12 protein-coding genes are annotated in these 12,014 nt (G+C 55.8%); 6 read left to right on the top strand and 6 right to left on the bottom strand.

What is annotated here, in order from left to right; genetic code table 11:
* The first annotated feature begins 11 nt into the window (after nt 1-11).
* From FDW92_RS11840 to FDW92_RS11825, 4 genes are all read left to right on the top strand, one after another.
* Complete coding sequence (locus FDW92_RS11840) at nt 12-1,181, top strand: ABC transporter substrate-binding protein (protein ID WP_042308863.1); 1,170 nt, start codon at nt 12-14, stop codon at nt 1,179-1,181.
* Complete coding sequence (locus FDW92_RS11835) at nt 1,154-2,689, top strand: thiamine ABC transporter permease (protein ID WP_042308865.1); 1,536 nt, start codon at nt 1,154-1,156, stop codon at nt 2,687-2,689. The genes FDW92_RS11840 and FDW92_RS11835 overlap by 28 nt, the downstream gene beginning before the upstream one ends.
* Nucleotides 2,689-3,321 (top strand): ATP-binding cassette domain-containing protein, encoded by a 633-nt coding sequence (locus tag FDW92_RS11830; RefSeq protein ID WP_042308867.1) that lies wholly within the window; start codon nt 2,689-2,691, stop codon nt 3,319-3,321. The genes FDW92_RS11835 and FDW92_RS11830 overlap by 1 nt, the downstream gene beginning before the upstream one ends.
* Nucleotides 3,322-3,408: 87 nt before the next feature.
* Entirely contained in the window at nt 3,409-4,716 is a 1,308-nt protein-coding gene (locus tag FDW92_RS11825) for a sulfurtransferase (RefSeq protein WP_042309313.1), read from the top strand.
* Between the two features lie 44 nt (nt 4,717-4,760).
* Here the strand turns inward: FDW92_RS11825 and FDW92_RS11820 are convergent, their stop codons facing one another.
* Nucleotides 4,761-5,384 (bottom strand): CDP-alcohol phosphatidyltransferase family protein, encoded by a 624-nt coding sequence (locus FDW92_RS11820; protein ID WP_042308869.1) that lies wholly within the window; start codon nt 5,382-5,384, stop codon nt 4,761-4,763.
* The gene (locus FDW92_RS11815) at nt 5,377-5,946 is read right to left on the bottom strand and encodes a carboxymuconolactone decarboxylase family protein (protein ID WP_042308871.1); all 570 of its coding nucleotides are present in this window, start codon (nt 5,944-5,946) and stop codon (nt 5,377-5,379) included. The genes FDW92_RS11820 and FDW92_RS11815 overlap by 8 nt, the downstream gene beginning before the upstream one ends.
* A gap of 79 nt (nt 5,947-6,025) precedes the next feature.
* Here FDW92_RS11815 and FDW92_RS11810 point away from each other — a divergent pair, with 79 nt between their 5' ends.
* Nucleotides 6,026-6,439 carry a pyrimidine (deoxy)nucleoside triphosphate diphosphatase gene (locus FDW92_RS11810; RefSeq protein ID WP_165407492.1) on the top strand — a complete coding sequence of 138 codons (414 nt, stop codon included), beginning with the start codon at nt 6,026-6,028 and terminating at the stop codon, nt 6,437-6,439.
* Here the strand turns inward: FDW92_RS11810 and FDW92_RS11805 are convergent.
* On the bottom strand, nt 6,399-6,659 hold the full coding sequence (locus FDW92_RS11805; protein WP_170972896.1) for a YnjH family protein: 261 nt from the start codon (nt 6,657-6,659) through the stop codon (nt 6,399-6,401). The two genes, FDW92_RS11810 and FDW92_RS11805, sit on opposite strands and share 41 nt — an antisense overlap.
* Before the next feature lie 252 nt (nt 6,660-6,911).
* Here FDW92_RS11805 and gdhA point away from each other — a divergent pair, with 252 nt between their 5' ends.
* Entirely contained in the window at nt 6,912-8,255 is a 1,344-nt protein-coding gene (gene gdhA / locus FDW92_RS11800) for an NADP-specific glutamate dehydrogenase (RefSeq protein ID WP_042308877.1), read from the top strand.
* Nucleotides 8,256-8,344: 89 nt separating this feature from the next.
* Here the strand turns inward: gdhA and topB are convergent, their stop codons facing one another.
* From topB to FDW92_RS11785, 3 genes are all read right to left on the bottom strand, one after another.
* Entirely contained in the window at nt 8,345-10,291 is a 1,947-nt protein-coding gene (gene topB, locus FDW92_RS11795) for a DNA topoisomerase III (protein ID WP_042308879.1), read from the bottom strand.
* Between the two features lie 4 nt (nt 10,292-10,295).
* Nucleotides 10,296-11,339, bottom strand: a complete 1,044-nt coding sequence (gene selD, locus FDW92_RS11790) for a selenide, water dikinase SelD (protein ID WP_042308881.1) — start codon at nt 11,337-11,339, stop codon at nt 10,296-10,298.
* Between the two features lie 116 nt (nt 11,340-11,455).
* Nucleotides 11,456-12,007 (bottom strand): NAD(P)H nitroreductase, encoded by a 552-nt coding sequence (locus tag FDW92_RS11785; protein ID WP_042308883.1) that lies wholly within the window; start codon nt 12,005-12,007, stop codon nt 11,456-11,458.
* Nucleotides 12,008-12,014 lie beyond the last annotated feature (7 nt).

Here is a 12,014-nt window from a genome sequence, read left to right as displayed (position 1 = left end):
ATGGAGATATTATGCGTTACTGCTTATTGTGCCTGAGTTTGCTGCTCTGCCCGCTGGCGGCTTTTTCCCAGGACGCCAGCTGGCAGCAAATCAAAAATGACGCCCGCGGTCAGACGGTATGGTTCAACGCCTGGGGTGGCGATAACGCCGTTAATCAGTATCTCGACTGGGTTAGCGGCGAGATGAAAACGCACTATGCCATTAACCTGAAAATTGTGCGGCTGGCGGATGCCGCCGACGCCGTTAAACGCATCCAGACCGAGGCGGCGTCCGGGCGAACAACCGGCGGATCTGTCGACTTATTGTGGGTAAACGGTGAAAACTTCCGCACATTAAAAGAAGCGGGTCTGCTGCAAACCCAGTGGGCGCAGGCGTTGCCTAACTGGCGCTATGTTGATACCCGGAAACCGATCAGTGAAGACTTTGCCATCCCCACGGAAGGGGCAGAATCGCCATGGGGCGGTGCACAGCTAACCCTCATTGCCCGGCGCGATCTTACCGCCCAACCGCCACAATCCCCGCAGGCGTTACTTGAATTTGCGCAGGCGCATCCTGGCACAGTAACCTACCCGCGCCCACCAGACTTTACCGGAACGGCTTTTCTCGAGCAGTTGTTGATTATGCTCACCACGGAACCGCAAGCATTGAAAGTTGCGCCGAATGCCGCCACATTCGCCAACGTTACCGCTCCATTATGGCATTATCTTGACGCTCTACACCCTGTACTATGGCGTGAAGGCAAAGATTTTCCGCCCACGCCTGCGCGGATGGATGCGTTGCTGAATACCGGTACGCTGCGTTTATCATTGACCTTTAACCCAGCCCACGCGCAGCAAAAAGTGGCCAGCGGCGAATTACCCAAAACCAGCTATAGTTTTGGTTTCTCACAGGGCATGATCGGCAACGTGCATTTTGTCACTATTCCGGCGAATGCCCGCGCCAGCGCTGGAGCCAAAGTCGTGGCAAACTTTCTGCTGTCTCCCGAAGCGCAACTGCGTAAAGCTGACCCTGCTATCTGGGGAGATCCTTCGGTGCTTGATCCGCAAAAACTGCCAGACGAACAGCGTGACGCCCTGCTGGCGTATATCCCGCAAGGACTCCCTGCCGTACTGCCAGAACCACATGCAGCCTGGGTAAACGCTCTGGAACAAGAATGGCTACGCCGCTACGGTACGCATTAATTCTGTTGCTGTGGGGCATCATGACGGCAGTTTATCTGCCGCTGGTGCCTGCAACGTTCTCTCTGCTAGCCCCAGCGCTTAGCACCACGCACTGGCTGGCGCTGTTTGACGATCCTCAACTCCCGCAGGCGTTGCTGGCAACGCTGGTTTCCGTAAGTCTGGCGGCGTTCGGCGCACTGACCATTGCGCTGTTGGCGATCCTCTTTTTGTGGCCTGGCGCTGGCTGGGCGCGACTGTGCTCGCGCCTGCCGTTGCTGCTGGCGATCCCGCACGTCGCATTCGCGACCAGCATGCTGTTGATTTTTGCCGAAGGCGGCATGCTCTGGCAGTGGCTGCCTTTTCTCAACTCGCAACCGGACCGCTATGGGATTGGACTTGGCATCACGCTGGCGGTGAAAGAGAGCGCCTTTTTGTTGTGGATCCTCTCAGCCCTGTTGAGTGAAAAACAACTTTCACAGCAGGTTATCGTCCTGGATTCGCTCGGTTACAGCCGTTTGCAATGCCTGAACTGGCTGGTTCTGCCCTCCATCGCCCCTGCGTTAGGCAAAGCCATGCTGGCAGTCGTGGCCTGGTCACTCTCCGTTGTGGATGTGGCCATCGTCCTTGGCCCCGGAAATCCGCCCACGCTTGCCGTGCTGAGCTGGCAATGGCTCAGCCAGGGTGATGCCGAACAGCAGGCCAAAGGTGCACTCTCCAGCCTGCTGCTGGTGTTGTTGCTATTTATCTTCGCGCTGGTGGGCTATCTGTTCTGGCGTGGCTGGCGGCGCACAATTCCGGCAGGAAGTGGAATACGCCTGCGTTTTTCGTCCGCTACAATCGCACGCCCGCTGGTACAACTTTTGCCCATCAGCGGAGTGGTATGCGCCCTGGTACTGGCGCTTTCCGCCAACTATTCATCGCTCAACAGCGAGGCGCTCAGCAATAGTCTGCAACTGGGACTCATCTCCAGCGTGCTGGGATTACTGATACTCTTTGCGTGGCTGGAATGGGGACCGCAAACCGGACACCGTTGGGTCTGGCTGCCCATTATCCTGCCCGCGCTGCCGCTGGTCACCGGTCAGTATCTGGTGGCGTTATATACCGGACAAGATGGGCTGATGACGACCATCATCTGGGGCCACCTGCTGTGGGTGATGCCATGGATGCTGTTTGTGCTCAAACCGGCGTGGCAACGCATTGACCCACGATTGATTCTGATTGCACAAACGCTGGGCTGGGCGCGAGGCCGCATATTTTGGCGGGTAAAATGCCCGCTGCTGTTACGCCCGGCACTGATCGCCTTCGCGGTTGGCTTCTCGGTCAGTATTGCCCAATATATGCCAACCCTGTGGTTAGGAGCCGGACGCTATCCCACCCTGACCACCGAGGCGGTGGCATTAAGCAGCGGCGGCAGCACGGCTATTTTAGCGACACAGGCGCTATGGCAACTTCTGTTACCGCTATCCGTTTTCGTACTGACGGCGTTTTTCGCCGCGTGGCTCGGCCGCTTTCGACAAGGACTCCGTTAATGCTCATCGTTCAAAGCCTTTCAGTGTACCGGGGCGCGACAACGCTACTGAAAGACGTGAATTTCCAAGTTAACAAAAGTGACATTGTCACTATCATGGGACCTTCCGGTAGTGGTAAGTCTTCGCTGTTTTCGTGGATGGTCGGCGCATTATCCCCTCAGTTTCAGGCTTCAGGCGAACTGTGGCTCAATGAACGGCGCATAGACACGCTGCCCACCGCGCAGCGCCAGATTGGCATCCTGTTCCAGGATGCGTTGCTGTTTGACCATTTCAGCGTTGGGCAGAATTTACTGCTGGCCTTACCCGCCAGTTTGCAAGGATCCGCCAGACGCCATACTGTTGAAAACGCCCTTACGCGCGCGGATCTGGCAGGATTTTATCATCGCGACCCGGCCTCACTCTCCGGCGGCCAACGATCGCGTGTCGCCCTGCTGCGCGCACTGCTGGCTCAGCCTCAGGCGCTGCTGCTCGATGAACCCTTTAGCAGACTGGATGCGTCGCTACGCGATACCTTTCGCCAGTGGGTCTTTACCGAGGTGCGCAAGTTGAATATTCCGGTGGTACAAGTTACGCATGATGCGCAGGATGTCCCGCCAGCAGGTCGTGTATTACAGATGGAAAACTGGGCGTGAATGTGGCGATATGCTGCGTTAACGCAAGGTTTTAACTTAACCGGCGGCACAGAATGTCGTCTTCTTTTTTCAACGTCGGGCTATTCGATGAAACGTGTTTCTCAAATGACCGCGCTGGCACTGGCTTTAGGGCTCGCTTGCGCTCCTTCCTGGGCTGCTGAAACAGCACAGACCCTCACCCTCAACCAGTTACAGCAAAAGCAAGGCGCGGCGATCGATACCCGTCAGAGCGCTTTTTACAACGGCTGGCCGCAATCGCTCAATGGTCCTTCCGGACATGAACCCTCCGCACTGAACCTGTCTGCCGCCTGGCTCGACAAAATGAATGATGAAAAACTCAATGCCTGGGTTAAGGCGCATCAGCTGAAAACCGATGCGCCGGTGGCGTTATATGGCAGCGATAGCGAGATACAGGCCGTTAAATCCCGCCTGCAGAAAGTCGGTTTTAGCCATATTTCAACCCTCAGCGACGCCCTTGCGGATCCTGTCCGCCTGCAACGTCTGCCGCACTTCGAACAACTGGTTTACCCGCAGTGGCTGCACGACCTGCAGCAGGGAAAAGACGTGACCGCCAAGCCGTCGGGTGACTGGAAAGTGATTGAAGCCGCCTGGGGAGCGCCGAAGCTGTATCTGCTCAGCCATATCCCCGGTGCGGGCTACATTGATACCAACGAAGTCGAAAGCGAACCGCTATGGAATAAAGTTTCCGACGCGCAGCTTAAAACCATGCTGGCGAAACACGGCATCCGTCACGACACCACGGTGATCCTCTACGGTCGCGACGTCTACGCCGCCGCGCGCGTGGCGCAAATCATGCTGTATGCCGGTGTGAAAGATGTGCGTCTGCTCGACGGCGGGTGGCAAACCTGGTCGGATTCCGGTTTACCGGTGGAACGCGGAACCCCGCCGACGGTGAAAGCGGAGCCTGATTTTGGCGTTGCTATCCCTGCCCAACCACAGCTGATGCTGGATATGGAACAGGCTCGCGGCCTGTTGCATCGCCAGGATGCATCGCTGGTCAGCATCCGCTCGTGGCCTGAGTTTATTGGCACCACCAGCGGTTATAGCTACATCAAGCCAAAAGGTGAGATCGCAGGCGCGCGCTGGGGCCACGCGGGGAGTGATTCCACGCATATGGAAGATTTTCATAATCCGGACGGCACCATGCGCAGCGCGGATGATATCGCCGCCATGTGGAAACAGTGGAATATCACGCCAGACCAGCAGGTTTCTTTCTACTGCGGCACCGGCTGGCGTGCTTCAGAAACGTTTATGTATGCTCGTGCGATGGGCTGGAAAAACGTCTCTGTTTACGACGGTGGCTGGTATGAGTGGAGCAGCAATCCGAAAAACCCGGTCGCCAGCGGTGAACGTGGTCCTGACAGCAGCAAGTAAAATGGTCACGATTGCCGGATAAGCGCATCCGGCAACGCAAGACATTACGCCTGACGCTGAACCGATTTCAGCGTCAGATATCCGCTCCAGATCCGGGTAAACGTCGTCATCCAGCACAGCGCGCCAAAGACCCACGCCAGCACGGCAAAATATCCCGGGAACAAACAGCCCAAAACAAACAGCAAAATAGTCTCGGTGCCTTCGGTTAGCCCTCCCAGATAATAAAACGATTTATGCGCGTAGCCTGGGTTATCAATATCGTATTTCGCTGCCAGGGCAGCGAAGGCGAGGAAGCTGCTACCAGTACCCATAAACGCAAACAACAGCCAGCCCCCAGCCAGTGCGTTTTGCGCAGGTGCGGCAAGAATAAAACCAAACGGTACCAGGGCGTAAAACAGAAAATCGAGTGAGATATCGAGAAATCCTCCCGCGTCGGTTAGCCCTCTGCGCCGCGCCAGTGCCCCGTCCAGCCCGTCAAACAAGCGATTAAGCACAATGACAACCAGCGCCGCCAGATACCAGCCTAACGCCAGAAATGGCAGGGCCAACACACCAATAGCAAAACCGACCAGCGTAAGTCCGTCCGGGGTAATCGCGGGTTTATCAATGACCCCCACGCAGCGATGCAAAAGCGGTTTTAATCGCGGGTGAAGATGACGGTCAAGCATGCGGGCGTCCTTTATAACTGTCGCACAGTCCCTGGGAGGGGATATCGAGGGCGGCATTAAAACGCGCCGAGAGATTTTGAAACGCAATCAGCGCGGTCATTTCAGTAATCGCGGTATCGGTAAAATACTGCTTCATCTGCGCTTTCAGCGCATCGTCAACCTGTGGAGGCGTGGCGGTCACCGCATCCGCATAGGCCAGCGCTACGCGCTCTTCTGCGTTAAACAGCGCTGATTCTTGCCAGTTGGCGACCTGCAAGACTTTATCCAGCGCGCCACAGCGTTCCGCCAACCGCAAACTGTTGGCATCAACGCAGAAAGCACAGTGGCACACCTGAGAAACGCGGGTCATTAACAATGCGCGCATCACCGGCGTTAAGCGCGCCTTTTTACGCTCCAGAAATCCGACAAACAGCGCCACCAGCCAGAACAGAAACGGCATCCGCCCCCACCAGCGCGTGGGATGCAGCACATCGCCATAATGTTTTTTCTGCGTCGCGACGAGCAGTTGCAAACTGGAGGGAATACGCGTTAACGGACTTACCCACGAGTGAGGATCGTTCAACGATGACTCCTGAATACTTTAGATAACTCAAAGATAAATATAGTATGTCATTTTCTGCTGTTAGATCTTGATGAATATGATGAAAACCCTCGACGTGGTCGCTGCTATCATTGAACGTGATGGCAAAATTTTATTGGCTCAACGTTCGCCGGATGCGGATCAGCCAGGCATGTGGGAGTTTGCTGGCGGTAAGGTTGAGGCGGGCGAAAGTCAGCCCGAGGCGCTGATCCGTGAACTGCGTGAAGAGTTAGGAATCGACGCGGTCGTTGGGCGCTATATCGCCAGCCACCAACGTGAGGTTTCGGACCGGCTGATCCATTTACATGCCTGGCATGTACCGTCTTTTCAGGGAGAATTGAATGCGTATGAACATCAGGATATTGTCTGGTGTTCACCCGAAGAGGCGCGGCGTTATCCGCTGGCGCCTGCCGATATCCCACTGTTAGAAGCCTTTATTCTTTTACGCGCCGCCAGACCAGCGGATTCGTGCTGATCGTTTTATCATCGCGCTGGCACTGAAGCAGTACACCATCCGCTTTAATCACCGCCCCTTCGGAATAGTTTTGATCCTGGTAAATACAGCACTGACTACAGGGCTGCGCTCGCTGCCCGCTGGAACTGAACACTTCCGGCGGCACATTCACCTGCACATCCGGGCGATAAAGCTGATTTGCCAGCGTCGCGCTGGACACCAATACCAACGCTACTGCCATGATTAAACGGCGCATATTCTTTCCTTTGTGACTGACAGTTATGCTCAGTATAACGGTATAAATCGGCAGAAACTTTAGTCCCTCCCGTCATCGTTTTTGGTTATGACCCACGCCACGATATTAATTTACTTAGCGGGGTTAATTTTTTCTTGCGTCCCGTCACGCTGCTGGTGGTATAGTCAAAAACTGCAAAACACTTAACACAAATATCAAAAATATAACCATATCAATACATAAGAGGTTTTTATATCTATGGATCAGACATGTTCTCTGGAGTCGTTTCTTAACCATGTACAAAAGCGCGACCCAAACCAAACCGAGTTCGCGCAAGCCGTTCGTGAGGTAATGACGACACTGTGGCCCTTCCTTGAGCAAAACCCACGTTATCGCCAAATGTCGCTGCTGGAGCGTCTGGTTGAGCCGGAGCGCGTGATCCAGTTCCGCGTAGTCTGGCTCGACGATCGTAATCAGGTACAGGTTAACCGTGCGTGGCGCGTGCAGTTTAGCTCCGCCATTGGCCCATACAAAGGCGGTATGCGTTTCCACCCTTCCGTAAACCTGTCGATCCTGAAATTCCTCGGCTTCGAGCAGACCTTTAAAAATGCCCTCACCACGCTGCCGATGGGCGGTGGTAAAGGCGGGAGCGACTTCGACCCGAAAGGTAAAAGCGAAGGTGAAGTGATGCGTTTCTGCCAGGCACTGATGACCGAACTGTTCCGCCATTTAGGTCCTGATACCGACGTCCCGGCGGGCGATATCGGCGTGGGTGGTCGTGAAGTCGGCTTTATGGCCGGGATGATGAAAAAACTGTCCAACAACAGCGCCTGCGTCTTTACCGGTAAAGGTCTCTCTTTCGGCGGCAGCCTGATTCGCCCGGAAGCAACCGGCTATGGTCTGGTGTACTTCACCGAAGCGATGCTTAAACGTCATGGCCTCAGCTTTGAAGGCATGCGCGTGGCGGTCTCTGGCTCCGGCAACGTTGCACAATTCGCCATTGAAAAAGCCATGGAATTTGGCGCCCGGGTGGTGACCGCCTCCGACTCCAGCGGTACCGTGGTCGACGAAAGTGGATTTACTAAAGAAAAACTGGCGCGTCTGTGCGCGATCAAAGACAGCCGTGACGGTCGCGTGGCGGATTACGCTCGTGAGTTTGGTCTGACCTATCTGGAAGGCAAACAGCCGTGGTCGGTTCCGGTCGATATCGCCCTGCCGTGCGCCACCCAGAACGAACTTGATGTCGACGCGGCACGCGTACTGATCACCAACGGCGTGAAAGCTGTTGCCGAAGGGGCAAACATGCCGACCACCATCGAAGCTACCGACCTGTTCCTCGAAGCGGGCGTACTGTTCGCGCCGGGTAAAGCCGCCAACGCCGGTGGCGTAGCGACCTCCGGGCTGGAAATGGCGCAAAACGCCGCACGTCTGGGCTGGAAAGCGGAGAAAGTGGACGCGCGTCTGCACCACATCATGCTGGATATTCACCATGCCTGCGTTGAATACGGCGGCGAAAGCAAACAAACCAACTACGTACGCGGCGCCAACATCGCGGGCTTCGTGAAGGTTGCCGACGCGATGCTGGGCCAGGGTGTGATTTAATATTGTCTCTGTAGAACCGTAGGCCGGATAAGGCACGGGGGCCGCATCCGGCAAAGCCTGATGGTGCTACGCTTATCAGGCCTACAGACCTACACGCCTGCCTCTTCGGATGGCGGGCTTTTTTTGGCCGGGCGTTTACGCGGCGCGCTCTTTTTCTTATCGCCACCACTGCCACCCGGCGCGACAATTCCCCGGAAGCGCCGTACCGGCGTACTGCGCGCCTGATCGATGAGCTGATACAGCGTTCCCACCAGCGGCTGCATGAAATCCTGATAACGACACTGTTTTTCGCTGATTTGGGTCAGAATAGATTCCCAGTGCGCGGTCATATCCGGACGTGTCGCCATTTCCGGCAGCGAGTGAAACAGCGCTTTTCCGGCATCGGTCGAATGGATATAGCGCCCTTTTTTCACCAGGAATCCGCGCTTGAACAGCAGCTCGATAATCCCGGCGCGCGTCGCTTCCGTACCTAATCCATCCGTGGCGCGTAGGATCTTTTTCAGATCTTTATCCTGCACAAAGCGCGCAATCCCGGTCATCGCTGACAGCAGCGTCGCGTCGGTAAAATGGCGTGGCGGCTGAGTCTGACGTTCAACCACTTCGCCTTTTTCGCACAGCAATTCATCATCTTTAGCCACCACCGGCAACGGCGTTCCGTCGTTATCTTCATCGCGCTCTTTGTTGCCAAGCAGCGTGCGCCATCCAGCCTCCGCCAGAAAACGCGCTTTAGCGACAAACTTGCCTTTGGCAATATCCAGCTCAATAACGCACTTACGGAATACCGCATCCGCACAAAACTGCATCAGATACTGACGGGCAATCAGGTTGTAAATTTTCGCTTCGTTGTCATTCAGGTTGATGGACGAACTGCGCGCGGTAGGAATAATGGCATGGTGGGCATCCACTTTTTTATCGTCCCAACAGCGGTTTCGCGTATCGGGATTTACCGCCGGTTGCGGGAGCAGATCCGGCGCATGAACGCTAATCGCGTTCATTACCACATGACGTCCGGCAAAATGTTCTTCCGGCAGATAACGGCTATCCGAACGTGGATAGGTGATCAGTTTATGGGTTTCATACAGCTTCTGGCAGATATCCAGAACGTTCTGCGCACTCAAGCCAAAGCGTTTCGCCGCTTCAATCTGCAACGCCGACAGCGAAAACGGCAGCGGCGCGGATTCTGATTCCCGTTTATCGTTATAGCTGGTGACGAGCGCCGGCTGGCCGTTAATACGGTTCACCACGTGTTCGGCCAGCGTACGATTCAGCAAGCGCCCCTCTTCGTCCTGATACGGCTCACATGCTTCGCTGGGCTGCCAGATAGCGGTAAACCGCTCGTCGGCGGGCGTCACGATATGCGCTTTCACTTCAAAGAAATCTTTGGCGACAAAGTTTTCAATCTCTTCATCGCGACGCACAACCAAGCCGAGTACCGGCGTCTGTACGCGCCCGACCGAGAGTACCCCTTGATAGCCCGCGTTACGCCCAAGAATGGTGTAAGCGCGGGTCATATTGATGCCGTACAGCCAGTCGGCCCGCGCCCGCGCCAGGGCCGACACGCACAGCGGGATGAACTCACTGTTGGCGCGCAGACGCTCAATAGCCCGTTCGACAGCCTGCGGGTTGAGGTCATTGATCAGACAACGTTGCACCTGCTGGCGCTTTTCGGGAGCCAGTTGCAGGTAATCCAGCACTTCATCCACCAGCAGTTGTCCTTCACGATCGGGGTCTCCTGCGTGAATAACTTCGCTGGCTTCATGCAAAAAGCGCTTGATAACGTTGAGCTGTTTGGTCACCGAAGGACGCGGCTGCAGTTGCCACTTTTCCGGGACAATCGGCAGATCGACCAGACTCCAGCGCGCATAACGGCTGTCGTAGGCGTCTGGCTGCGCCTGCTCAAGCAGGTGACCAATGCACCAGGTCACCACTTGTCCGTTTCCGCATTCAATAAAACCGTCACCTTTGCGATGCGGCTTTGGCAGCACATCGGCGATAGCGCGCGCCAGACTCGGTTTTTCGGCAATAAACAACCGCATCGAGTTAACGGATCTCAACCATGGCGCGACCGCCACGAGCTTCCACTAACTCACCAATTGCAGTGAGATCGATACCAAACTGCGCCGCTGCCGCTTTCACTTCGGCTTCCGCTTCCGGCGTTACCGCCAGCAGCAAACCACCAGAAGTTTGCGGATCGCAGAGCAGGTCGCGTACCGGCTGCGGCATTTCACCCATCAGGTGTCCGTAGCTGGCAAAGTTACGCTGGGTACCGCCCGGCACTGCGCCCTGCGCGATGTACTCTTCCACGCCAGGAAGTTTAGGAATATCCTGGTAGACAATCTGCGCCTGAACGCCTGCGCCCTGACACATCTCGCTCAGATGTCCCAGTAGACCAAAACCGGTAACGTCGGTCATGGCTTTCACGCCCTCAATATCGGCAAATGCCGCACCGGCAATATTCATCCGGCACATCACTTCCGTCGCCAGCCCTTTGTGCTCCGGCTTCAGCAGCGATTTTTTCTCTGCGGTAGTCAGGACGCCAATGCCCAAAGGTTTGGTCAGGAACAGCTTGCATCCCGCCTCGGCAGTACTGTTTTTCTTCACGCGTTCAGTCGGCACAACGCCGGTAACCGCAAGACCGAAGATAGGCTCCGGGGCATCGATAGAGTGACCGCCCGCCAGCGCGATACCCGCCTGACGGCAGGCAAAGCGTCCGCCTTCGGTCACTTCGCGGGCGATTTCCGGCGCCAGCTTATCAAGCGGCCAGCCCAGGATAGCAATTGCCATAATCGGTTTGCCGCCCATAGCAAAAATATCGCTGATGGCGTTGGTGGCGGCGATGCGGCCAAAATCAAACGGATTATCGACAATCGGCATAAAGAAATCGGTGGTGCTGATAACGCTGGTGCCATTACCCAAATCGTAGACAGCGGCGTCATCGCGGGTTTCATTACCCACGAGTAAGTTTGGATCAACGAACTTCGCCTGCTCGCTGTGCAGGATGGTTTCCAGCACTTTAGGGGAAATTTTACAACCGCAACCGGCTCCGTGGCTGTATTGCGTTAAACGAATAGCTTGCTCGCTCATGGACATCTCCTGTCATTGCAATTCGGATATGGTAGCGCTCATTCCATGATGTGGTAAGAGTGACTGTCTGAATTCAGGTGTCTTTGCTCATAATCCAGACAGTTTTGCCGTTGATATCAGAAATAACGAACAAAAGCGCTCGGATCGGCCAGGTTAATGGTCGTAGACGCTTTTAGCTGCGGCGTACCCAAATAGAGAAAACCAACGATCTTATCCTGCGGGCGGCAGTCAAACGCTTCGCGCACTTCCGCGCTTTCCGTTAATGCGCCGCTACGCCATATGCCGCCAAAGCCCTGGGCAACAGCGGCCATCTGCATGGCCATTACCGCGCAACCGGCAGACATTTCCTGTTCCCACAGCGGAACCTTGTCGTTTTCTTCACATTTCGCGACGACGGTAATGATCAGCGGGGCGCGAAACGGCGCGGTCCGCGCTTTTTCCTGAGCTTTCTCGTCGCTGCCTGCGGCAATAGCGCCTTTTTCAAGCACGGCGCTAAAGCGTTCGCGCCCTTCCCCCTCAATGACAAAGAATTGCCACGGTTGCAGCGTTTTGTGGTCTGGCGCGCGCATTCCCGCCCGCAGAATGTTTTGCAGTTGCTCTCCCGCCGGTGCCGGTTCGACAAGACGAGAAGCGCTACGACGGGTGATGAGTAATTCGAGTGCATCCATTTGTTTA

The organism is Citrobacter sp. wls706, assembly GCF_005281305.1.
Classification (GTDB): Bacteria; Pseudomonadota; Gammaproteobacteria; order Enterobacterales; family Enterobacteriaceae; genus Citrobacter; species Citrobacter werkmanii.
This window is presented reverse-complemented; position numbering and strand designations above follow the sequence as displayed.

Bases quoted from the DNA above. Each gene is read 5' to 3' on its own strand.
- FDW92_RS11840 (WP_042308863.1), top strand. From the start codon at position 12: ATGCGTTACTGCTTATTGTGCCTGAGTTTGCTGCTCTGCCCGCTGGCG.
- FDW92_RS11835 (WP_042308865.1), top strand. From the start codon at position 1,154: ATGGCTACGCCGCTACGGTACGCATTAATTCTGTTGCTGTGGGGCATC.
- FDW92_RS11830 (WP_042308867.1), top strand. From the start codon at position 2,689: ATGCTCATCGTTCAAAGCCTTTCAGTGTACCGGGGCGCGACAACGCTA.
- FDW92_RS11825 (WP_042309313.1), top strand. From the start codon at position 3,409: ATGAAACGTGTTTCTCAAATGACCGCGCTGGCACTGGCTTTAGGGCTC.
- FDW92_RS11820 (WP_042308869.1), bottom strand. From the start codon at position 5,384: ATGCTTGACCGTCATCTTCACCCGCGATTAAAACCGCTTTTGCATCGC.
- FDW92_RS11810 (WP_165407492.1), top strand. From the start codon at position 6,026: ATGAAAACCCTCGACGTGGTCGCTGCTATCATTGAACGTGATGGCAAA.
- FDW92_RS11805 (WP_170972896.1), bottom strand. From the start codon at position 6,659: ATGGCAGTAGCGTTGGTATTGGTGTCCAGCGCGACGCTGGCAAATCAG.
- gdhA (WP_042308877.1), top strand. From the start codon at position 6,912: ATGGATCAGACATGTTCTCTGGAGTCGTTTCTTAACCATGTACAAAAG.
- topB (WP_042308879.1), bottom strand. From the start codon at position 10,291: ATGCGGTTGTTTATTGCCGAAAAACCGAGTCTGGCGCGCGCTATCGCC.
- selD (WP_042308881.1), bottom strand. From the start codon at position 11,339: ATGAGCGAGCAAGCTATTCGTTTAACGCAATACAGCCACGGAGCCGGT.
- FDW92_RS11785 (WP_042308883.1), bottom strand. From the start codon at position 12,007: ATGGATGCACTCGAATTACTCATCACCCGTCGTAGCGCTTCTCGTCTT.